At 69.4% G+C, this 21,627-nt stretch carries 17 protein-coding genes; 9 read left to right on the top strand and 8 right to left on the bottom strand.

The genetic code is table 11. From position 1 onward, the window contains the following. Nucleotides 1-202: 202 nt before the first annotated feature. Entirely contained in the window at nucleotides 203-376 is a 174-nt protein-coding gene (locus ACYQ77_RS15230) for a hypothetical protein (RefSeq protein WP_459711594.1), read from the top strand. A 29-nt stretch (nucleotides 377-405) separates the two neighbouring features. On the opposite strand, the gene ACYQ77_RS15225 is transcribed toward ACYQ77_RS15230, so the two are convergent. Genes ACYQ77_RS15225 through ACYQ77_RS15205 form a run of 5 tightly spaced genes read right to left on the bottom strand, consistent with a single transcriptional unit; the run spans nucleotide 406 to nucleotide 7,021 of the window. Beyond that, a complete protein-coding gene (locus ACYQ77_RS15225; protein ID WP_459711592.1) occupies nucleotides 406-1,605 on the bottom strand; it encodes a mandelate racemase/muconate lactonizing enzyme family protein in 1,200 nt (399 codons plus the stop codon). A gap of 2 nt (nucleotides 1,606-1,607) precedes the next feature. Next, nucleotides 1,608-2,429 (bottom strand): carbohydrate ABC transporter permease, encoded by an 822-nt coding sequence (locus ACYQ77_RS15220; RefSeq protein WP_459711589.1) that lies wholly within the window; start codon nucleotides 2,427-2,429, stop codon nucleotides 1,608-1,610. Then, nucleotides 2,429-3,379 (bottom strand): carbohydrate ABC transporter permease, encoded by a 951-nt coding sequence (locus ACYQ77_RS15215; RefSeq protein WP_459711587.1) that lies wholly within the window; start codon nucleotides 3,377-3,379, stop codon nucleotides 2,429-2,431. The genes ACYQ77_RS15220 and ACYQ77_RS15215 overlap by 1 nt, the downstream gene beginning before the upstream one ends. A gap of 4 nt (nucleotides 3,380-3,383) precedes the next feature. Next, nucleotides 3,384-4,649: an ABC transporter substrate-binding protein gene (locus ACYQ77_RS15210; protein WP_459711584.1), complete on the bottom strand. Its 1,266-nt coding sequence runs from the start codon at nucleotides 4,647-4,649 to the stop codon at nucleotides 3,384-3,386. Continuing rightward, the gene (locus ACYQ77_RS15205; protein ID WP_459711582.1) at nucleotides 4,646-7,021 is read right to left on the bottom strand and encodes an RICIN domain-containing protein; all 2,376 of its coding nucleotides are present in this window, start codon (nucleotides 7,019-7,021) and stop codon (nucleotides 4,646-4,648) included. Before ACYQ77_RS15205 ends, ACYQ77_RS15210 begins: the two co-directional genes overlap by 4 nt. A gap of 352 nt (nucleotides 7,022-7,373) precedes the next feature. On the opposite strand from ACYQ77_RS15205, the gene ACYQ77_RS15200 reads away from it, so the two are divergent. Then, entirely contained in the window at nucleotides 7,374-7,592 is a 219-nt protein-coding gene (locus ACYQ77_RS15200; protein ID WP_459711580.1) for a hypothetical protein, read from the top strand. Nucleotides 7,593-7,603: 11 nt separating this feature from the next. Further along, nucleotides 7,604-8,353 (top strand): FadR/GntR family transcriptional regulator, encoded by a 750-nt coding sequence (locus ACYQ77_RS15195; RefSeq protein WP_459711579.1) that lies wholly within the window; start codon nucleotides 7,604-7,606, stop codon nucleotides 8,351-8,353. 95 nt (nucleotides 8,354-8,448) lie between these two features. On the opposite strand, the gene ACYQ77_RS15190 is transcribed toward ACYQ77_RS15195, so the two are convergent. The 3 genes from ACYQ77_RS15190 to ACYQ77_RS15180 form a co-directional block, all read right to left on the bottom strand. Further along, entirely contained in the window at nucleotides 8,449-9,918 is a 1,470-nt protein-coding gene (locus ACYQ77_RS15190) for an RICIN domain-containing protein (RefSeq protein WP_459711577.1), read from the bottom strand. A gap of 99 nt (nucleotides 9,919-10,017) precedes the next feature. Continuing rightward, nucleotides 10,018-11,313 carry a ricin-type beta-trefoil lectin domain protein gene (locus ACYQ77_RS15185; RefSeq protein ID WP_459711576.1) on the bottom strand — a complete coding sequence of 432 codons (1,296 nt, stop codon included), beginning with the start codon at nucleotides 11,311-11,313 and terminating at the stop codon, nucleotides 10,018-10,020. Between the two features lie 38 nt (nucleotides 11,314-11,351). After that, nucleotides 11,352-14,237, bottom strand: a complete 2,886-nt coding sequence (locus ACYQ77_RS15180; RefSeq protein WP_459711573.1) for a glycoside hydrolase family 9 protein — start codon at nucleotides 14,235-14,237, stop codon at nucleotides 11,352-11,354. A 484-nt stretch (nucleotides 14,238-14,721) separates the two neighbouring features. Here ACYQ77_RS15180 and ACYQ77_RS15175 point away from each other — a divergent pair, with 484 nt between their 5' ends. The 6 genes from ACYQ77_RS15175 (at nucleotide 14,722) to ACYQ77_RS15150 (ending at nucleotide 21,585) form a co-directional block, all read left to right on the top strand. Further along, entirely contained in the window at nucleotides 14,722-15,921 is a 1,200-nt protein-coding gene (locus ACYQ77_RS15175) for a S1 family peptidase (protein WP_459711571.1), read from the top strand. A gap of 294 nt (nucleotides 15,922-16,215) precedes the next feature. Continuing rightward, the gene (locus ACYQ77_RS15170) at nucleotides 16,216-16,419 is read left to right on the top strand and encodes an acyl carrier protein (protein WP_459711569.1); all 204 of its coding nucleotides are present in this window, start codon (nucleotides 16,216-16,218) and stop codon (nucleotides 16,417-16,419) included. Between the two features lie 138 nt (nucleotides 16,420-16,557). Beyond that, nucleotides 16,558-17,400: an MEDS domain-containing protein gene (locus ACYQ77_RS15165; RefSeq protein ID WP_459711567.1), complete on the top strand. Its 843-nt coding sequence runs from the start codon at nucleotides 16,558-16,560 to the stop codon at nucleotides 17,398-17,400. A gap of 11 nt (nucleotides 17,401-17,411) precedes the next feature. Further along, nucleotides 17,412-18,377 carry an anti-sigma factor RsbA family regulatory protein gene (locus ACYQ77_RS15160; protein ID WP_459711566.1) on the top strand — a complete coding sequence of 322 codons (966 nt, stop codon included), beginning with the start codon at nucleotides 17,412-17,414 and terminating at the stop codon, nucleotides 18,375-18,377. A 227-nt stretch (nucleotides 18,378-18,604) separates the two neighbouring features. After that, complete coding sequence (locus ACYQ77_RS15155; protein ID WP_459711564.1) at nucleotides 18,605-20,260, top strand: amino acid adenylation domain-containing protein; 1,656 nt, start codon at nucleotides 18,605-18,607, stop codon at nucleotides 20,258-20,260. 122 nt (nucleotides 20,261-20,382) lie between these two features. Beyond that, complete coding sequence (locus tag ACYQ77_RS15150; RefSeq protein ID WP_459711562.1) at nucleotides 20,383-21,585, top strand: aminotransferase class V-fold PLP-dependent enzyme; 1,203 nt, start codon at nucleotides 20,383-20,385, stop codon at nucleotides 21,583-21,585. The last annotated feature ends 42 nt before the right edge of the window (nucleotides 21,586-21,627 follow it).

The following is a 21,627-nucleotide window of genomic DNA, read 5'->3' as shown; positions in this document are numbered from 1 at the left end:
GTCGGCGACCGCGGCGAACGGGGCGGGCAGGCCACACTCGGTGAGCCGGGTCGCGAAGGCTCACGCGGGCATGTCGACATAGCGCATCTCCCCGGCCGGCAACGGCAAAGAGCCTCACCGCGATCTCTGCGTGGGTGGGCGAACCGGGTCCGGTGAGCATGAACGTCTCACCAGGGCGGCCTCGTGCTCGACCGTCCTGTCAGTGCCACTGGCCTTCGGCAGCTTCACCACGATGCCCGTACAGGTCGCCGAAGGAGCGGCCACCGCGCTTCTCGCACTTGCCGTCCGTCAAACCGCGACTAATCTTCCGCTTCAGCAGTGGCTGCTGGGGTGTGTGGTGGTGCTGGTCGCCACCTCGTCCGGGATCGGCCGGTAGCGCCGGTGATGGGGGGCACCATGACCGTGTCAGATGCCGGTCAGCCGGGGCAGGGCGTCGCGTTCGCCGAACGGGTAGTGGACGCCGTCGGTCGGGACGAACAGTCGTCGTCCGGCTGACTCCGGCCGGACGTTCGGGCCGCCGACGGCGGTGCCCGGGCGACGGGCGGATGCCCGGATGAGGTCCTCGTCGACGCGGATGCCGAGGCCCGGCGTGTCGCCGAGGACGAACTCGCCGTTCTCGACGTGCACGTCGACGTGCATGCCGAGTGGTGGTTCGAGGTCCTGGAGCTCGCTCGCGAGGTGGTTCGGTGTCGCGGTCGCGGCGTGCAGCAGGCCTACCGGGGTGTTCCCGACCGGGCTGACCGGCAGGTCGTACGCGTGGGCGAGGATGGCGACGCGCAGGAAGTGGGTGATGCCCCAGCCCGCGCCGGTCTGGACGACGTCGACCGCGCCCGCGGCGAGCAGCGGGCGGAACTGTTCGAGGCCGGTGAGGTTCTCCCCGGTGGCGACCGCGGCGCGGATGCCCCTGCCGACGACGGCCAGCCCGTCCGCGTCCCAGCGCCGGACCGGTTCCTCCACCCAGGTCAGGTCGAGGGTGCGTTCCAGCTCACACACGTGGCGGACGGCCTGCTTCCGGGACCACGACTCGTTCGCGTCGAGCATCAGGGCCGGCCTGCCGCCACGTGCCGCGCCTGCCATCACGTCGCGGACCAGGGTCAGCCGGTGCTGGTCCCGTTCGACGTCGAGACCTCCCTTCAGCTTGGCGGCACGCAGGCCGTGTTCGGCGTACCCGCGGTACACGGCGACGAGCTCGTCGTCGGTCAGGCCGATGTCCAGACCGGACGCGTACGCGGGCACCACGCGGTCCCGGCCGCCGAGCAGACGCCACAGCGGTTCCCCGGCGGCCTGGGCCTTGATGTCCCACAGCGCGGTGTCGAACGCGCCGATGGTGCCGAACACCGCGCCCGCGTGCCCGGCCTTGAACGTCTGCCGCAGCATGCGGTCGTACAACGCGGTGACACCGCGCGGGTCCTCCCCGTCGATGGCGGCGAAGACGGCCTCGGCGCCGGTGTGCGGTCCGATGCCGACGCCCGTGATCCCCTCGTCGGTGTCCACCAGGACGATCGGCACGGGGGTGACCCCGTCGGCGAAGACGCCGTTGGCGTCACCGACCGGGCGCCCCCAGTCCTGGACCGTGTCGAGGGTTCGGAACCCCGTGATGCGCATGTTCAGCCCTTCGTGGAACCGGCGGTGACGCCCTCGGCTATCCGGCGCTGGAAGAAGAGGTAGATCAGCAGCATCGGCACGGCGGCGATCAGGACGCCTGCGGCGAACGTCGGGATGTCGTCCGAGTACTGGCCGCGCAGCGACGTGACCCCCACCATCAGGGTCCGGTGCTCGGCGGACGGCATCACCAGCAGCGCGATGAGCACGTCGTTCCAGCAGAACAACGTGTTCAGGATGCCGACGGAGAGCAGCGCGGGGGTGCCGAGCGGCAGCATCACCCGCCGGTACACGCCGAACAGGGTGTTGCCGTCGATCTTGGCCGCGTCGACGATCTCGACCGGGACGTGCGCGTAGTAGCTCGCCATCAGGAAGATCGTGAACGGGAGGAACTGCGCGACGTAGGCGAGGACCAGCCCGGGATAGGTGTCGATCAGGCCGAGGTCGGCGAGTGTCCTCGCGAGCGGGACCATGATGACCTGGAACGGGACGAACAGCGCGGCGAGACAGCCGAGGAAGAGCACCCGCGACCCGCGGAAGCGCAGCCTGCCCAGCGCGAAGCCCGCCATCGAGCCGACCACCAGCAGCAGCACGACCGCGCACGTCACGACGACGACCGAGTTGGCGAAGTAACGTGCCATCCCGACGCTGCTCCACGCGGCGCCCAGGTTGTCCAGCCGCGGCGCGGCCGTGGGGGAGAAGCGGTCGAGGACGTACTCGTGCCTGGTCTTCAGCGCCACGTTGGTGGTGAACACCAACGGGTAGATCGTGGCCAGTGCGAGCGCCGCCATCGGGACGGCGGCCAGCCACCTGCTCGCGGCCCGCATCAGTCGACCCTGCCCGACCGGCGGAGCACGCTGATCTGCAGCAGCCCCACCACCACCATGACGCCGAAAAGCACAGTGGACGCGGCCGCGGCGAGCGCCGGGCGGTTCATCCGGCCCTGCTGGATCCAGATGTAGTACTCCGGCAGGTAGGTCGCGCCACCCGGGCCACCGCCGGTCATCACGTACAGCAGCCCGAACATCGACGTCAGCATCCCGATCATCGTGGTCACGAACACGAACTGGATGGTGCGGGACAGGCCGGGAACGATCACGTGCCGGATGATCCCCGGCAGCGACGCGCCGTCGATCCGCGCGGCGTCGAGCAGCGCGGAGTCCAGAGTGGAGAACCCGGCGAGGAACACCACCAGCGCCATCCCGAAGGTCGCCCACACGTGCACCCCGACGACCGCGAAGATCGCGACGTCCGGGTCGCCGAGCCAGTCGACCGCGCCGAGCCCGACGGCGTCGAGCAGGGCGTTCACCGGGCCGTCGAAGGCCAGCAGGAGGTTGAAGATCGCACCGACGATCACCGGCGACAGCACGGCGGGGAAGAAGTAGACGCCGCGGTAGACCCGGTGTCCCGGCACCCGCAGGTGGATGAACGTCGCGAGCAGCCCGGGAATCGCGACGGCCACGGGGAGCAACAGCACCAGCAGTCCGACGTTCCGCAACGCGCCGAGGAAGAGCGGGTCGGCGAAGAGGGTCGCGTAGTTGTCGAATCCGACTGCCGTTCCGTCACGTTCCCCGTCCCCGGTGAAGGAGAAGTTGACGCCGAGGACAAGCGGGTACAGGCGCAACACGACGAGGATCAGCACAGCGGGAGCGACGAGCAGGTACGGCGCGAGACGCTCCACGCGACGGGAGACGCGGCGCGCGGCCGGGCGTGGCGCCGGCCCGCCGGTACGCGCGGCAGGCGCCGGGCGGACCGGCGACGTGCTCCCGATCGCCACCCGGTCAGCCTTCCCGGTCCGACGCGGCCAGCCGGCGCAGCGCCTCGTCGACGGTGACCGACCCGCTCAGCAGCTGCTGGGACAGCCGCCCCATCAGGTCGAGGGTGCCCGACGACAGCGCCACGTGCAGGGCGGGCTCACCGGTCTCGATCTCCGACACGATCCGCGCGACCGCCGGGCCCGCCTTCGACACGTCGATGGTGGTGTCGGCGGCGATCGCGCCCGCGTCGGCGTGGAACGCGGCCAGCGCGTCCCGTGACGTCAGCGAGCGGACGAGATCGGCGGCGAGCGCCGGGTCGGCCGTCCACTCGGCGACCGCGTACCCGATGCCGCCGTCGTACGGAAGGCTCGGCGTCGTGCCGTCGGTGACGACCGGCGCCGGCATGACGCCGACGTCGTCGGCGTCGAGGAACTCGCCGAAGTCCTTCCAGTGCCCGACATCGGACATCAACCCGATGACGTGCGCTGCCTTGCCGGCGGAGAAGAGCGCGAACGCGTCGTTGAACATGGCGGTCGAGTTGGCGCCCTCGTTGTTGAGGCCCGCGTCGCCGGTCTCCCGCCACAACTCGAAGATCCGCTTCACGTGTGGCGAGCTCCAGTCCCGGTCCCCGGCGATCCAGTCGTCGTACTCCTCGTCGGTGAGCACGCCGGAACCCATGGCGGACAGGAAGAACTGGATGCCGATGCCTTCCTTGTTGCCGAGCGCGAAGCAACCGGCACCGGTCTCGTCCTTGATCGTGCCGCAGTCGCGTACGAAGTCCTGCCAGGTCGCCGCCGGGGTGTCGGGGTCCAGCCCGGCCTGTTCGTACAGCTTCTTGTTGTAGTAGATCGGGTGGCCCTGCAACGTGACCGGCGCGGCGTAGGTCTTCCCGTCCTTGCCGAACGCCTCCCAGCCGGTCAGCCGGGCCCGGTCGTCGGCGAGGTAGGGGTCCAGCGGGACGAGCGCGTCGGTCCGGTCCCGGATCTGGCCGCCGCCGTTGAACAGCATGACGTCCGGTCCCTTGCCCGCCTGGATGGCGGCGCCGAGCAGCGTGTAGTACTGGTCGAACGGCTGGGCGACGAACTCGACGGTGACGTCCGGGTGCTTCTCCGCGAAGTCGGCCTTGGCCTTCTCGAGGTAGGTGGCCGCGGCGTCGTCGCCCGACTTCCAGTCCCAGACCACGAGGGTGTCCGCCTTGCCGCCGCCCGAGCCCGGTCCGGCGGCGCTGCCGCAACCGGTCAACGCCCACGCCGCGACCAGAACGACCGACCACAGTGCACGGGTTCTCATCGCAGGCTCCATTGCTGGTTCGTCCCGCCGGTGCATGACCAGAGGTGGATCAGGGTGCCGTTCGCGGTGCCGTGGCCGGACGCGTCGAGGCACAGCCCGGACTGCACGCCCGTGATCGTGCCGTTCGCGTTGACGTTCCACTGCTGGTTCGTGCCGCCGTGGCAGTCCCAGATGATCGCCGCCGTGCCGTTCGCGGTGCCGCCGCCGGAGGCGTCGAGGCACTTGCCGCCGTACACCACCAGCTGCTTGCCAGAGGTGTAGGTCCACTGCTGGTTGGTGCCGCCGTGGCAGTCCCACAGCTGCACCCGGGTGCCGTTGGCGGTGCTCGCTCCGGTGACGTCGACGCAGCGGGCGGACTGACCGCCGACGATCGCGGTGGTGTGCGGGGTGCCGCCGTCCCGCGGCCCGGCGTTCGCCATCACGGTCTGGGCGCCGGACGGCCAGTTCCCGCCGGTGACCGTGACGTTGCCGGACACCACGTTGCCCCGGTCGCCGTTCGTGATGTTGGTGCTGCCGTTGGCCGACCAGTTGTTCGTGACCGTCCAGTTGCCCATGTTCTCGCCGCCCCAGTAGTTGGCGGTGGCCCACGTCCCGGTGGCGGAGAAGACGTTGTTCGTCGCGGTGTAGTACTTGGAGCCCTCGTCGAAGTAGATCCCGAAATAGCCGTTAGTCCGCACGCAGTGGTTCTCCCGGATCTGCGCGTTCGGGTTCCACCCGAGCGTGTAGATGCAGCCGCCGTCGTTCATCTGCCGCATCACGTCGTGGATGTGGTTGCCGACGAGCCGGTTGCCGGACGCCGTGGTCGGCGTCGTGTACCGCGGCTGGTAGTCGTACAGTCCGCGGCCCGCGTAGTGGTCGCTGCCGCCCGCGTCGTTGCTGCCCCAGCCATAACCGATCGACATGCCGGAGTACGGCATGTTGTAGACCTCGTTGTGGGACACGTCGGTGGTCGTGACGTAGGTGGTCAGGACGGAGACGTTGCCGCGGTACTCCACGCCGAGGTCGTGGATGCGGTTGTCGGTCACGGTGATGTTCCGGTTGACCATCCGCTGGTCGCTCGGGTGGTGCGCGTCCGCGCGGACCCCGCCCGCGATGATGCCGCCCGCGGAGCTCCTCGCGATCTCCGAGCCGGTGATCGTGATGTCGCTCGCGCCGAGGCCGACCCCGCTGGCGTGCGCGTTGGCGTCGTTGCCGATGCCGATGGCCGTCTGTCCCAGGTTGACGAACGCCGAGTCGCTGAAGGTGATGCCGCGGGCCGCCGAGACCTGTACGGCCGCGGGCATCTGGTGCCAGTGCGGCCGGGCCGCCTCGAACTGCCGGCAGCCGTTCTGACAGGACGTCAGCCGGTCGGCCGGCCAGCTCCAGTTGCCCGCGAGGTAGGCGCCGGTCTGCTGGTCCGCGTAGCCCTCGTTGCCGCTGGGGCCGAGCCAGGTCGTGCCGGTGAACGTGATCCCGCTGAACGTGATGTCGTGCGCGGGCGCGTCGTAGGTGCCGCCGACGTTCACCAGCGACTGCGTGACCGGCAGCTCGACGCCGACCGTGCTCATGTTCTGCCCGGACAGCGGAATGTAGTACAGCGTGCCGCTGCCGGGGTTGAGGTACCACTCGCCCGGCGAGTCGAGGAACTCGTAGGCGTTGGCGAGGTAGAACGGACCGGCCCGGTGCGGGGCGGTGAGCGTGTCGTAGCCGAAGGTGTTGTTGTTCCACGCGGGCTGCTTCATCGTGACGACGTTCCCGCTGATGCTCTGCACCGGCGAGTACCGGTCGGTGAACGAGTTGACGCTCTCGACCTCGACCCGGTTCTGGTTCGCGAGGTTGTTGAGGTAGCTCAGCGCGGGAGTGGAGAAGGTCATGCCCGTGCTGGTGAAGGTGAAGTCGGCGCGGTTCACCTGGGAGCGCGCACGGGTGGCGATCGCGCCGTCGACGTACAGCTGCCTGCTGTCGATCCCGGTGCCCACGTTGGCGCGCCAGATGTTCTTGCCGGCGTCGGCGACCGACCAGCCGGTGACCGCCCGGGCGCCGCTGATCACGGGACTCGCCGACGCCGCTGCCCGCCACACGACGCGGTGACCGTTGTTGCCGGAGTCGGCCTCGGTCAGCCGCAGCGGCGCGGAAAGCCGGTACACCCCACCGGCCAGCTCCACCACGACGTCGTCGGACATCGTCGCGTTGAGCGACCGCACCGCCGCCTGCGCGGCGGACAACGAACACGGTGCGGCGGCGGTACAGCTCGTGCCGGTACCGGACGGAGCGGCGTACAGCGTGGTGGGCGCCGCGGAAGCGGGAGGAGCGGGGGAGAGCAGGGCCGTCACGGCGACGGCGACGACGGTCAGCGCGGATCTCCGCACAGCGGGGGACGAGGACGCGAACACGGGATCTCCTTACGTGGAACGGATCCGGCGAACGCCCCTGCCGAGGCAACCATCAGTCCACCACAGGAATCGTGCGACCGCAATGACATGGATACGACTCATCCGTGGACCTGCGAGCGACATCCACCACGGGTCTTGGCGTAATCGCAGCTTGACGGCGGGGTTCGGGACTGGACCCCAGTAACGGCGACGGGTCGGCTGCCAGCGATGAGTCAGACTCATCCAATGCCACGGCCGCAGCGGCCCGGCTTCGCGACGATCTGCAACAGCACACCGGTCGCTCTGCGTAGGTGTGTAGTGCGATTGTTCCGCTCCGCGATCTGTGTTAGCGTTCACATCGAGCCTTTCTGCTTTGCGGGACCTGCTCGGGCACGGTGTGCCTGCCGTCAAAGACGATGGGTTTTCTTCATGTGCGGTGAAGCGCAGACGTATTCCGGTACGAGGCCTGCGCGCGGCCGCATGGGCAGTGGTGGCGGCACTGGCGCTGTTCTCGTCGGTGCCGCGCCATTCCCGAGCGCGCGCCGCGCCGGGCGCGGATGAGTACGACTCACCTGCGGCGCCGCTGATGTAGGATCTCTCGGTATGGCGGAGGTCGCGGCCGACGGTGCCACCCGGTCGGCGGGCTCGTACCGACCGGGATACGAGCTCATGGCCGAGCGGATCCTCCAGCTCATCGCCGAGTCGGGGTTGCGTCCCGGTGACCGGATGCCGACCGAGAAGGACCTGGCCGAGCGCCTCGACGCCAGCCGCAGTGTGGTGCGCGAGGCGGTCAAGATCCTGTCGGCGATCGGGCGAGTCAGGGCGCACAAGGGCAGGGGCCTGTACGTGGCCGACGACGTCGGGATGCTGGGTTCGTCGCGCTGGGGTGGTTTCTTCCTGCCCACCGACCTCGACCACGTGTACATGCTGTTCGAGTTCCGGCGCATCCAGGAGACCGCGGCGAGCCGGCTCGCCGCGGTGCACGCGACACCGGCCGAACTGCGGGCGATCGAGGACGCCGTCGACACCTGCAGGCACGGCCACGAGACCGGGCAGGCCGCGTTGTTCGACCGCGGCGACGACGACTTCCACCTCGCCGTCGCGGACGCGTCGCACAACCAGTTTCTGGTCGCCTCGGTACGCGAGGCCCGTCGCCTGCAACAGCAGTCCAGCACGATCGGCCTGCACGGCACGGTCGGCGGCCACGCGGCGGAGGCGGTCGAGGAACACGCCGCCATCTACCGCGCGATCCGCGACGGCAAGCCCGACGAAGCGGCCGAGGCCGCGGCCACGCACCTGGACAACACCCTCGAGGACTACCGCCGGGAGATCCAGCGCCGCGTCTTCGGGTGACCACCGGGTGCCGGCGTGCCCGTGCCGTGGAGGCGGCGCGTTGGGGTGTTGTGCGAGGTCTCCTCGGCCGTGCTGACGACCCCTGCGCGGGGTCGTCAGCGTCGGCTCCATTGCTGGGCGGCGGTGCTCTGGCAGTCGTACTGCTGGAGCCGGGTGCCGTTCGCGGTCGAGGAGCCGATCACGTCCAGGCACCTGCCGGAGTGGCGGGCGACGATCTGCACGTAGCCGCCGCCGTTGTCGCGCAGCTGCCACTGCTGGTTGGTCCCGCCGTTGCACGACCAGAGGATGACCCTGGCGCCGTTGGCGGTCGACGCGCCGGAGACGTCGAGGCACTTGGCGGAATGCCGGGAGACGAGCTGGACGTGGCCGTCGCCGGTGGAAACTGCCTCCCACTGCTGGTTGGTGCCGCCGTGGCAGTCCCACTGGATGATCTCGGCGCCGTCGGCGCTCGAGGCGCTCACGACGTCCACACACTTGCCGGAGTTCCGGTTGACGATGGCGGTGACCTGCCCGCCGGGGCTGTCGTCACCCCAGGCGTACCGGAGCCGGTCGGCTCCGGCGGCGTTGCGGATGCTCAGCGAAAGGTCGGTGCCGCTGCCGTTGAGCGCGAACATGGAGTACCAGTCGTAGGTCTTCCCGGCGGTGACCTTGCCGCCGAGAGCCGGCCAGTACGTCCCGCCCATGGCGTTGTCGTGCATGGTGTCGGTGATGGCGCGCAGGTACCGGACGAAGTTGTCGGTGCTGTTCGGGTTTCCGTAGTCGAGACCGGTGTCCATCGGCGCACCGAACTCGGTCACGACGGCGCGGGACGCGCAGTCGCCCAGCTGGGTCCGCGCGATGTCCCGCCAGCCGGCGTAGTCGTGCTGTCCGTAGAAGAACGCGTAGAAATGGAACGACAGCAGTGTGCCGTTGAAACGGCTGTCGTTGCACACGGGCCTGAGGTCCTGGCTGAAGCCCGTACCGCCGACCAGAATCCGGCCCCTCGGCACCGACGGGCGGGCGTTGATCCAGTTGGCGGCGACGTTCATCCATTCGCTCGCGCTGTACCCGTGCGGTTCGTTCATCGGCTCGAAGTAGACCAGGCCGTTGCCGCCGTACTGTGCGACCACGGTGTCCCACATCGAGTTGAAGGCGCCCATGTCGGTGATCCGCCCGCCGGAGGCGGCGCCGTCCTCCCAGTAGGCGAGGATCACCGTGAACCCCCGGGCCGTCGCGGCGTCGATGGTGCCGCGGTAGGCGTGCCACCACGACGAGCCGACGGTGTGGGTGTTGACGGGCAGCCGGACGGTGTTGGCGCCGAGCAGGTTCGCCATGTCGGCGTAGACGGCGTCGGCCTTGGCCCGGACGGTCGCGTAACTGTCGGATCCGCTCAGCCCCTCCAGAACGAGTGTGCCGGTCGTGAAGTTGTCGCCTTTCCGCGCCCAGTTCACGCCCCGGAACGGGCTGGTGTCAGCACCGGCCCGCGGGGCGCTGACGAACAACCCGACCGACATCAGGGCCACCGCGGTGAGCACGCACAGCAGGCGGCGCAGCGACGGCGCGAACTCGTATCCGTTGGTCACCATGACACCGACCCGTTCTCGTGGAGCAGCGAAGAAGATCGTTGACGACGTTGCTGGTGCGGACAGCCGCACGGCGGCCGGCGGCTGTCCGCACCCGGCCGGTCAGGCCTTGGCCCAGCGTTGGCCGGCGGTGTTGTTGCAGGTCGCCACGGTGACGGTCGCGTTGTTGGCGGTGCCGGTGGCGTTGAGGCAGAGTCCGGTTTGGACGTTGGTGATGGTGCCGTTGTCGTTGACGTTCCATTGTTGGTTGGTGCCGCCGTGGCAGTCCCAGATCTGTACGCGGGTGCCTGGTGCGGCGTTGGGTGGTGCGTCCAGGCACTTGCCCAGCACCTGCAGGGCCTGGTTGTTGCGGGTGAACTGCTGGTTGGCGCCTGCGTGGCAGTCCCAGAGGATCAGCTGGGTGCCGTTCGCCGAGTTGGCGCCGGTGACGTCGAGGCACCGGCCGGAGGACTCGCCGCGCAGCCGGAACGTGGTCGGGGTCGGCGGCGTGTCCCCGGTGAAGAACTTCCACACCTCGCCGGAGGTCCAGGTCCGCCAGCCCTCGCCGCCGCCGTCGATGGGACCGGGGGTGTGACCGCCGTCGAACGCGGCCCACACGACCGGGTACCCGGCACGGCAACCCGAGTACGCGGTGACGATGTGCGTGCGACTGCCCGGCGACGGCTCGGGTGGGTTCTGCGCGGTGCAGCCGTTGTTCCTGACGAAGGTGTCACGCAACGAACGTCCCGACGAGATGTTGAGCACCGAGTCGCTGATGCCGTGAATCCCCATGTACGCGATGGGCTGTGTGCCGCCGCTGCACCCGCTCAGCTGCGCGCCGGAGTAGACCGCGACCGCGCGGAAGGTCGTGGCCCTGGCACAGGCGAGCGCGTAGCTCATGCCGCCGCCGTAGCTGAAGCCCAGTGCGAAGCGCTGTGCCGTGTCGACGCACAGGTCGTTCTCGATCCGCCTCATCATGTCGTCGGTGAACGTGACGTCCTGACCGCCGGAGTTGGCCCAGCCGTTCCCGATGCCCTGGGGCGCGACGAAGATCGCGGAGTTGTTCGCCAGCCTCCGCAGGCCGTAGTAGGACCAGTTGTAGCCGTCGGTTCCGCCTGAGTCGACGTCGTTCGCGGTGCCGCCCCGCCAGTGGTAACCGAAGATCAGCCGGTACTGGGTGTTGTTGTTGTAGTTGTCGGGCAACCTCAGGATGAAGGATCGGTTCTGGCCGCTGCTCTGGATCGTGTGGGTGCCGCTGGTCAGGGTCGGGGCCTTGCCGCAGCCGGGTGACGCGGCGAGCGTGCCGGTGTCCTCAAGTGCGGGTGCCGGCCGGGCATCGGCCACCCCGACGCTCGCGAGGACGAGAGCGGCGGCGGCGATCGGTGTCCACCACCGGCGGAGGTGACGTCTTTCTGTCATGGCTGTGCTCCTGTCTGCTGATGAGCGGACTCCGCACGTCAGCCCTTCGCACAGGGCTGTCCGTTGACCGAGAAGTCGGTCGGCTCCGGGTGGGGCGGTGTCGACGAGGCGTTGAACCCGACCTGCACCGAGCCACCGGCCGGCACGCGGCTGTTCCACGACACGGGCGTCGCCGACACCGCGGCGCCGGACTGCGTCCAGGTCGCCGACCAGCCCTCGGTGATCCGCTGGTTGCCGGGCCACGTGAACCGGAGGGTCCACGACGTCCAGTCCGCGCCGCTGGTGTTGGTGATGGTGACGTTCGCGGACAGTCCCGTGCTCCACCCGGACGCCTGGTAGCCGATCCTGCAGTACGTCGGGCCGTTCGCACTGGTGGTCACGTCGACCGCGCCGGAGAGCGCGGACGTGAGTCCCGCCCCGTTGCGGGCCTTGACGGCGAACCGGTACGCGGTGCTCGGCGTCAGCCCGGTCAACGTCGCGGAGGTGCCGGTGACCGTCGTGACCACCCGGGACGTGTCCCCTTCGAGCGAGATGACGTCGTAGTTCCTGACACCGCTCTCCGGATCGCTGGACGCGGCCCAGGTCAGCGTCGCGCCCGTCGCGGTGACGTTGGACGCCACCGGGGTGCCCGGCGTGGCCGGGGGAGTGGTGTCGGGTGGGATCGGTGCGCCCGACTTCTCCGCCGCCCAGTTGGCGATCCACGCCAGCGCCGAGTTCCAGTTGACCGTGACCTCGTTGAGCGAGTACGCCTCGATGTGGTCCACGAAGCACTTCTGCGGCTTGCAGCCCTGGAGGCTGCGCTCCGCGACCGGGTCCTGCAACCCGCTGTTCGGGCCGCCGGAGAGCGCACCGGGTGGCGCGATGGGCAGGCTCGGGTCGAGCTGGTTCGCCCAGTGCCGGTGGTGGACGTTGCGCACCGGCTGCCCGCCGTACCCGCTGACGTAGGAGTAGCTCACCGGGTTGCGGCCGAACAGGTAGTGCAGCGCCTCGAACACGCCCTCGCGGTACTTGGCCGCGCCGGTGAAGTCGTGCGCCAGCGCGAGCACCGACGCGTTGTTGGCGACCAGGCCGTTCGAGCCCCACACGTAGGTGCCGTCGGGCTCCCGGTACGGGGCGGGGTAGCCCTGCGACGCCATCTGGTTCAGGAGCTTGTCGGCGCCTGCCACGAACGCCGCCTTGATCGCCGCGACGTCGGTGGCAGGCAGACCGTTCGGCACCAGCGCCAGCGTGATGTCACCGAGCGGACCGGTGTATCCCCAGTCGTAGCCGCGGTCGTTGATCGACCGTCCCTTGTAGAGGGACGAGCCGGTCACGTCCGCGCGGTAGCCTGCCTCGCCGGTCGTCGCGTACAGCTCCGCGGCGGCCCAGTAGAACTCGTCGGTCAGCGTGGTGTCGGAGTACGCGCCGCCGCCGGTGCTGTCGTTCGGGTCCGCGATCTTGTTCGGGTTCGCCTTCGCCGCCGCGTAGGCCTTCTTCGCCGCGGCCAGCGCCCTCGTCGAGAACGCCGGGTCGACGGTCTGCCAGATGCGGGCCGCCTGCGCCGCCACCGCCGCCATGTTCAGCGTCGCCGCGGTGCTGGTCGCCGAGAGCCTGCGGGGCTGGCTGTCCTGGTGCGGCAGTGTGGGCAGGGCGGTCCAGTTCGCGTCGTGGACCTTGTGGTGCACCATGCCGTCCGGCGCCTGCATCCGCAGCAGGAACTCGACCTCCCAGCGGGCCTCGTCGAGGATGTCGGGCACCCCGTTGGCCTTCTCCGGGATGGCGAGCTTGCCGTCACCCAGTGCGGCCGCGTCGCCGATCAGCTTGGCGCGCTCGTAGGTGTTGAGCACCTGCCACGCCGAGATGCCGCCGTTGACGACGTACTTGCCGTGGTCGCCCGCGTCGTACCAGCCGCCGCGCACGTCCAGCGTGTAGCCGCAGTTCAGATCGGACCGGCAGGCCACGTTGTTGTCACCCTGGTTGGGCGCGACGTTGAGGTGGCCCGCGGGCCGCGCGTACGCGGCGCCGACGTACTGCGCGTCGATCGCGATGCCGCTGCGCTGGTGGTAGAAGAACGCCAGCGAGTCGTAGCGCAGCCGCTTGATCGGGTCGGCGGAGATGGCGAACGGGAAGCTGGTCTCCGTGCCGACGGCCAGCGTGTAGCCCGTGCCCGCCGTGTCGTAGGACGAGAAGTCGATCAGATGCACCGGGTCGCCGGACAGCGCGTCGACGCCCTTCGGCGTGGTCTGGCCGGTGGCCACGACCGTGCCGGCGGAGTTCTTGAGCACCCAGGTCTGCGCGGTGGTCGCGGTGGACACGAGGGTGGCGTGCTTCGGCAGACCCGGCACGTACGCGACCTGGTCGACCTGGACCTTCTTCGTCGGCGCGCCAGGACCGCCGGGCGGGATCACGCCGCCGACCAGCGAGACGTTGTCCACGCAGACGGTGTTGTTCGCCGCGTTGCCGCCGAGCTGGAAGGTGATCTGGCCGTTGCCCGAGTCCGGGAAGTCGAGCTGGGAGGTGAACGTGAAGGTGTACTTCTGCTTGCTCGTGCCCAGCTGGACCTCGTGCCGGGCGATGGTCCGGTACGGGCTGACCCCTTCACCGGCGTTGGCCGCGATGCGCTGGGGCGCGGCGGCGTAGGCGTCGAAGGACATCGTGTACTGCTGCCCGGCCTCGAACGGCACGCCGTTCTGGCCGATCAGGGCGTCCCACGGGTTCGTCGTGCCGCCGGTGACCGACGCGCACAGCTCACCGCCCGCGACGCGGTTGGTCACCCCGGCGCTCGCCCACCAGGGGTCGGTGGTGCCCGCGCTGAAGGTGCCGTTGAGGATTCGTTCGTAGTCGGCGGCGTGGGCGGGGCCGGTGGCGACCGTGGCCGCGGCAGCGACCATGACGGTGACCGCGGTCGCGTGGAGGCGCCGACGGGCAGGGAAAAGCGACCTCATGGGACTCGATCTCCTCCGTCTGCTCTGACGGTTGGTGAGAACACTGGGAGCGCTCCCAGTGAGCGTAGGGCGGTCCTCCCTCATCTGCAAGAGTCGGAGTCATCGTCTCGATGAGTAGTACTCATCCGCTGTCACGTGTCAGCGGTGTCAGTGAGAGGTCACGTCCTGGTGGCGGAACCGCGGGTTGCAGGGGGTCGCTGGTCTTGGTCTGGTCGGGGTTGGTGCGGATCACGTCGGACGATCTGGTGGCGGTGGACGGTCTCGGTGACCGTGGTGCCGCTGTGGCCGACCAGGCGGGAGATGACTTCGATGGACACCTTCGCGTCGGAGAGAAGGGGGACGAAGCTGTGGCGTAGCTCTCGGGGTGTCCACTGCTTGCCGTTGAGCCCGGCTGACGGACTGACGGCTGGGTGCTCCGCGGGCCCTGTGCTTGTCGGCGGTTTCCTGCTCTGGCATCGTGCGGAGGTCGTGGTTGGAGTGGGGGATGGGCGTGTGGGGTTCGATCGGCAGGGGCGCGCTGGCGGTTCTCGTCTCGGTGGTCGCGGTCAGTGGGATCTTCCCCGCGACGGCGTCGGCGATCGTCGGGGGTCAGGAGGTTGCCCAGGAGTACCCGTGGGCAGTGGTGGTCGAGCACTCCCGTGGGGCGTGCACCGGCGCCCTGATCTCGCCGCGCTGGGTGCTGACCGCCGGGCACTGCATCGTCACCGAGCGGCCTGACCAGGCCGAGAGCGACCCGGGGCTGGACAACCCGCTGCGCCCGGCTGACGACTTCCGCCTGTTCATCGGCTCGACCGTGCGCTACGAGGGCGAATCCCGCCGGGCCAACCGGCTGGTCAAGGGGCCAGCGGGGCTCGACGTCGGCCTCATCGAGCTGGACGAGGCGTCGGACAAGGCGCCCATCCAGGTCGCGGCGCGGATGATGCCGCGCAGCGGGCAGGAGGCGATGCTGGTCGGCTGGGGCAAGGTCTGCGAGGCGAAGGACTGCGCGGTCGCCACGACGCTCAAGCAGTTGCCCCTGCGCCTGGGCGCGCCCGCGAGCACGTCCTCCGGCAGTGAACTGCTGACGTGGCCGGAGGACGACCCGGGGCAGCGCTCGGCCAAGGGCGATTCCGGTGGCCCGGTCATCGTCCAGAAGGACGGTCGCTGGGAGTTGATCGGCACTCTCAGCGGCTCGGGGACCACCGGCGACAGTGCCGCGCAGAAGGGCCTGGCCACCAACGTCTCCACGTTGCACGACTGGCTCGACGCCACCGCCGCGACCACCACACCGGAAGCCGGCATCTGGAGCGTGGAGTTCGTGCTCGTCCTGGTGCTCGGTGCCGTGGTCGTGATCGTGGTGTTCCGGGCGTACCGCCGGTTGCGTCGACGAGGACGCCCGGGGACGGGCCCGGCGGCACCCGTGCAGCGCGCCCGTGATGAAGATCTCGAATACATGGAACAGTGGGCGCTGGAGCGCACCGGCGTCGAGGCCTACTACGAACCGGGGACGGCGACGATCGTCGCCACCGTCATGCTCATCGCGGGCGACGGGGAGTGGACCCGGCGCAAGATCGGCAGCCTCGACGACGCGATCCGGTTCGGCAACCAGCGCGGGATTCCCGTCTACGAGGTCTTCCGGACCGGCTACCCGCAACGCAAACGGGACTACGACGAACAATCGAGGCGCTCCGAGACCCGCGGCTGAACAAGCCGGGGCGGTGGCCGTCCGGAAAGCGGCGATCGTGCGCTGGGTGATCGGCATGCTCAGGCGCACCAACAGGCTGATCTTCGTGCAGGGCAAAGGCGAGTGTTCGCCCTTTTCCGCGAGGACGAAGGTGGCTTCTGGGCTGAGTTCTTCTTGCCAGTGCACGGCTCGTCACCGGGCCGACGAGCACCTCCTGCTGGTGTTGACGGTCCGGGTGGCCGGATGGGCTGTCCGGATGTGGATTGCTCTGCCTTCGGCTGGGTACCTGACGGGGACGACGATGGAGGGAGATCCATGGCGACGGGCGAGACCGGGTTCGACGATGTGACGTTCGACCTCATATCGGTGCAGTACCACTCACTGAAAGCTGGGCATGACTACGGCCAGTACGTCCGGGACGCGGAGAACGCGGGCCGGGACGACATCGCCGAGTTCTTCCGGAAAGTCATGGCGGAGGATTCGGCGCGGGCGAAGCAGTGCCACGAGTTCCTCAAGTAGTTGTCCGGCAGTGACGCGTCGGGCCCTTCGGTGACCTGACGCGGTGCTCCGTGGTCCTGCCCGACCGGCCGCGTCGACAGGACCACGGAGACGACTCGGTCGGCGTGCGTGCCCCGGACCGCGGCGTACGCTTGCCGCATGCAGTCGTCCACGGTCCTGTCCCGGGGTGGTTCACACCGGCGGGAGCACCTTTGCTGGACCTACGGCCGACCGGAGGAGTTCACCGACCGGGCTCGGGAGTTCCTCGCCGAAGGACTGGCTGCCGGAGAGCGTGTGCTGTACGTGGGCCGCGACGCCCCCGGCGCCCTGGCTCGTCAGCTGTGCACGACCAGGGCGTTCGACGACGGCGTCCGGAGCGGGGCGGTGCGGACCGCCTCCCTGACGAGCACCTACCCGTTCGAGGCGGTGGTCGATCCGCACGAGCAGGTGCGCAACTACGCCGCCGCGACCGAGGAAGCGCTGGCCGCGGGGTTCAGCGGGCTGCGGGTCGCCGCGGACGCCACCCCGCTGGTGCGGACCGCGGTCCAGTTGGATGCCTTCGCCCGCTACGAGCACCTGGTGGACCGTTACATGACGACGCGGCCGTTGTCGGCCATGTGTGCCTACAGCCGTGCCGAACTCGGCGACGACGCGATCGCCCAGCTGGCCTGCCTGCACCCGTGGGCCAGTGCGGGTGCCACCCCGTTCCGCCTGCACGCCACGACGGACGGCGAGATCTCCGCGGTGCTCGACGGAGAGCTGGACTCGGGTTCCCACGAACTGTGGCCGGTGGCACTCGAGCGCGCGGGCCTGCGGCCGGTGGCCGGTGCCGTGGTGATCGACGCGACCGGGCTCGACTTCATCGACCACCGCGGCCTGCTGACGCTCGCCGACACCGCCGACCGGCTCGGCGCCAACGTGGTACTGCGGACGCGGCTGTCCCAGCCGGCTCGTGTCCTGGAATTGTTGAACGTGACGAGCGTCAGCGTGGAGCAGGTGTGACGGAATCCAGCATGGACGCCCGGTCCAGAGGCTACGACCACGCCGCCGTCCACTACACCTCCGACGAGGAGTGGCTGGCGGTGGCGGTGCCCTTTCTACTGGAAGCGGCGGATGCCGGCGAGCCGGCCCTGGTGTCGCTCGAACCGGAACGAGCCGAACTCCTCCGCACGGCTCTTCCCCGCTCGTCGGATGTGACGTTTCTCGTCAACAACGACATCTATGTCCGGCCGGCCGCCGCCATCAAGGAGTACCGGGCGATGATGGCGGGGTTCGTCGCCGCCGGCGCGCGGGACATCCGCATCTTCGGCGAGGTCCCGAAGGCGGCCATCGCGACGGCATGGGACTGGTGGGTGCGCTACGAGGCGGCGGTCAACCACGCCTACGACGAGTTCCCCCTGCGCAGCATGTGCGCCTACGACGTCCGCACCACGCCACGCCACATCCTCGACGACGTCGCTCGCACCCACCCCTTCGTCGCCACCCCCGACGGCTGGCACCACGCCAGTGGCCGCTACCTCGACCCGCCTGCCTTTCTCGCCACCCCGCGGCCGATCGCTCCCCATCCGATCCAGCTCACGGCGCCGCTCGTGGAACTCACCGATCCCACACCATCGGCCGTCCGCCGCGCGGTCCGCGACGTGAACCCGACGACTCTCCCCGGTAGCGAGATCGACGACTTCCTGCTTTCGGTCACCGAGATCGTCGCGAACGCGCAATGCCATGGCAAACCACCGGTGACGGTCACGGTCTGGGGCGACAGCGAGCACATGGTCGTCGTCGTGCACGACACCGGGTCAGGCCCCACTGATCCGTTCGCGGGCCTCCTCCCGGCCGCCAACCCCGACATCGGCCGCCACCACGCCGGTTTCGGGCTGTGGCTGGCCCACCAGATGTGCAGCCACGTCGCCCTCCACCGCGACGCGGACGGCTTCACGGTGCGCCTCACCGCGGGCAACCCTCACCACAACCGCTGCTGACGACGCTGACGAGGTCATCGTCCGGCAATCGGGAGACGCTCGAGACAGCGCGCGCGGATTCGGTATGCCTTGGCTGCCGCTCCGCACCGGTTCCGCTTGATGCGTCCACGGCTGATCCGAATTGACTAAGATTGATTGCTGCGACGAGCAGAAACAGTGTGCGCGGCCGGGTGAGCGGCAACGAGCCGACGGGTTGAGATCTTGGGACACCGCGTCAATATTTGACGGTGAGAATCCCGGCACCAGCTGTGGATGGCGGCTTTCTACACCGTCCGTGCTCGCGTTTCAAGAGCTTTGATCGTGGATTCTGGGTATCTACTCTGGCGGGGAGGGCAGCGCCAATCGGACCGGAGGTCCACATGAATGGTGACGGAGCGGTCGAACCGATCTCCGACTTATACGACCAGCCGCTCGCCGAGTTGTTCCTGGCCCAGGTACGCCGCCACGCCGACCGGCCCGCGATCGCCGGCGTGGACGGACACCTCAGTTACGCCGAACTCGGCTCGCTCGCCGAGCGGTTCGCTCGCGGACTGCGGCACCTCGGATTGAACGAAGGTGCGGTCGTCGCGGTGGCGGGCGAGCGCGGCCAAGACTACTGCGTCGCCGTCCTGGGCGCGGTGTGCGCCGGGCTCACCTACGCGCCTCTGGATCCGTCGCTGCCCGCCGACCGGCAACGCAGGCTGCTCGCCGACAGCGGTGCGGTGGTGGTGGTCCAATTGTCCGGTGCGAGAGTCGTCGACGGAAAGGTTCTGGAATTCGCCGACGTGCTCGACGCCGGTGGTTCGGACGCTGATGAGCGGATGCCGGCGCCGAACAACTCGATTCCCGCCTACGTGATGTTCACGTCCGGCACGACCGGCCGCCCGAAGGGTGTGGCAATCCCGCAGCGTGGCGTGATAAGGCTCTGCGTCGACAACGGCTTCGCCGACGTCGAGCCAACGGACCGGGTGCTGCACGCCGCGAGGCTGTCCTTCGACATCGCGGTTTTCGAAATATGGGCGACGCTGTTGAACGGAGCGTGCCTCGTACCGGCCGAGCGAGAGGTGCTGCTGTCCGCGCCCGCACTGCACGCGGTGGTGGAACGGGAGCGGATCAGCGTCGTGCTCCTGACCACGAGTCTCTTCCACAACCTGGCCGCCGCGCGGCCCGACGTGTTCGCCGGGCTGCGGTACGTGATCGTCGCCGGTGAGGCGATGCGGGCCGACGCGGCCCGCCGGGTGCTCGAACACGGCCGCCCGGCACACCTCGTCAACGCCTACGGCCTGACCGAGATCGCCTGCTTCTCGACCGCGTACGAGGTCGACGACCTGCCGGCGGACGCGGTCAGTGTGCCGATCGGGGTGCCCATCTCGGACACCACCTGCTACGTCGTGCGCTCTGACGGCAGCCGCACCGGCGACGGCGAGGAGGGCGAGTTGTGCCTCGCCGGTGGTGGCAACGCGACCGGCTATGTGAACCAACCGGAGGAGAGTGCCGCGCGCTTCGTCAGTCTGCCGGTCGGCCCCGGCGGCGAGCACGTCGCGGTCTACCGCACCGGAGACATCGTCCGCCGGCGTGCCGACGGTGTGCTGGAGTTCCTCGGCCGCAACGACGATCAGGTCAAGATAGGCGGTTTCCGGGTCGAGCCCGGTGAGATCACCGGCGTGCTGACCACCCACCCCGGCGTCGCCGACGCCGCGGTGGTGCCCCGAGGGGAGGGCGACGCGCGCGTGCTGGCCGCGTATGCGGTGACCGACGGGCGGCCGACCCCTCAGGACCTGCTCGACTTCCTGCGGGCGCGGCTGCCCGAGTACCTGGTGCCGGCCACCATGACGGTGCTCGACCGCTTGCCACTGAGGCCCAACGGCAAGCTGGATCGCGACGCGCTGCCGTCGCCGCGGTGACCGAGCGCTCTCACCGAAGCGGGACTCGGCATGCGTGGCGCGGTCTGGGAACCGGCAGCCCGCACGAAAGCCGCGACGGGATTGATTCAGCTATGCCCGAATGGCGGAGATGAGCTCACTGAATGAACTTCGATCTCGCACAGGCGCGGGCCGACACGCCCGGCGTGAACCACGTCGCTCACCTGAACAACGCCGGCGCCGGCCTTCCGCCGAAGCTCGTCACCGACGCGGTGGTGGGCCATCTGCGGCTGGAGAGCGTGATAGGTCCTTACGAGGCCGCTGAACGCGCCCACGAGGCGATCGAACGTGCCCATGCCGCTGTCGGCGCCTTGCTCAACTGCGACAGTCAGGAAGTCGCCTTGTTCGACAGCGCTTCGCGGGCCTGGTCGACGGCGCTCGCCAGCGTGCCACTGCGGGCAGGCGATCGCGTGCTCGTTTCCCCGATGGAGTACGGCAGTTGTTACCTGTCCATGCTCCACCTGGCCGAACGCCACGGGGTGCGATTGGAGGTGCTGCCCGTGGACGCCGACGGTCTGGTGGACGTGGAGGAACTGCGGAGCAGGCTGGACGAACGCGTGAAGCTGATCGCGATGACCCACGTGCCGACGCACGACGGTCTGGTCTATCCGTTGGCGCTGATCGGCCGGGTCGCACGGCAGAACGGGATTCCGTTCCTGGCCGACGCCTGCCAGTCGGTGGGACAGATGCCCGTCGACGTCGAGGAGATCGGTTGCGACATGCTCGTGGGTTGCGGCCGCAAGTACCTGCGGGGTCCGCGTGGCACCGGATTTCTCTTCGCCCGCAGGGAGTTCGCCGAGCAGCTCACGCCTGCCGTGTTCGGCCTGGACGGCGTCGAGTCGTTCGCCGGGAGCTACCGGTTCGCTCCCGCCGCCCGGCGCTTCGACACCTGGGAAACGAACTACGCGGCCCGGATCGGACTCGGTGTCGCCATCGACTACGCGCTGGGCTGGGGAGTGCAGCACACCTGGCCGCGCATCCGGCAACTGGCCGCGGACCTGCGTGCGGAGATCACCCGCATCCCAGGGGTGACGGTGCTGGACCGCGGCCGGGAACGATGCGGCACCGTCGCCATCACCGTGCGGGGCTGGCACCCCGCTTCCGTGCGGGCGGAACTGCAGCGAGCTGGTGTCAACACGTGGGTGTGCCTGGAGAACGCGGCATGCGTCGACATGCGGAGGCGGGGCCTCGACAGTCTGCTGCGGGTGTCGGTGCACTACTACAACTCGCCGGAGGAGCTGGCCCGGCTGTGCTCGGTGCTCGAGTCGCTGACCTCCGGTCGACCCGTGCGAGTGGCGGCCTCATGAACGGGATCAGCTCGACCGGCGTCAACCGGCTCGTCGACGTGG

The sequence above is a fragment of the Actinophytocola sp. KF-1 genome (assembly GCF_054661535.1).
This window is presented reverse-complemented; position numbering and strand designations above follow the sequence as displayed.

Excerpts from the sequence above, each read along its gene's own strand:
- ACYQ77_RS15225 (WP_459711592.1), bottom strand. The coding sequence starts at position 1,605 with ATGCGCATCACGGGGTTCCGAACCCTCGACACGGTCCAGGACTGGGGG.
- ACYQ77_RS15220 (WP_459711589.1), bottom strand. The coding sequence starts at position 2,429 with ATGCGGGCCGCGAGCAGGTGGCTGGCCGCCGTCCCGATGGCGGCGCTC.
- ACYQ77_RS15210 (WP_459711584.1), bottom strand. The coding sequence starts at position 4,649 with ATGAGAACCCGTGCACTGTGGTCGGTCGTTCTGGTCGCGGCGTGGGCG.
- ACYQ77_RS15195 (WP_459711579.1), top strand. The coding sequence starts at position 7,604 with ATGGCGGAGGTCGCGGCCGACGGTGCCACCCGGTCGGCGGGCTCGTAC.
- ACYQ77_RS15190 (WP_459711577.1), bottom strand. The coding sequence starts at position 9,918 with ATGGTGACCAACGGATACGAGTTCGCGCCGTCGCTGCGCCGCCTGCTG.
- ACYQ77_RS15185 (WP_459711576.1), bottom strand. The coding sequence starts at position 11,313 with ATGACAGAAAGACGTCACCTCCGCCGGTGGTGGACACCGATCGCCGCC.
- ACYQ77_RS15180 (WP_459711573.1), bottom strand. The coding sequence starts at position 14,237 with ATGAGGTCGCTTTTCCCTGCCCGTCGGCGCCTCCACGCGACCGCGGTC.
- ACYQ77_RS15175 (WP_459711571.1), top strand. The coding sequence starts at position 14,722 with ATGGGCGTGTGGGGTTCGATCGGCAGGGGCGCGCTGGCGGTTCTCGTC.
- ACYQ77_RS15170 (WP_459711569.1), top strand. The coding sequence starts at position 16,216 with ATGGCGACGGGCGAGACCGGGTTCGACGATGTGACGTTCGACCTCATA.
- ACYQ77_RS15165 (WP_459711567.1), top strand. The coding sequence starts at position 16,558 with ATGCAGTCGTCCACGGTCCTGTCCCGGGGTGGTTCACACCGGCGGGAG.
- ACYQ77_RS15160 (WP_459711566.1), top strand. The coding sequence starts at position 17,412 with ATGGACGCCCGGTCCAGAGGCTACGACCACGCCGCCGTCCACTACACC.
- ACYQ77_RS15150 (WP_459711562.1), top strand. The coding sequence starts at position 20,383 with ATGAACTTCGATCTCGCACAGGCGCGGGCCGACACGCCCGGCGTGAAC.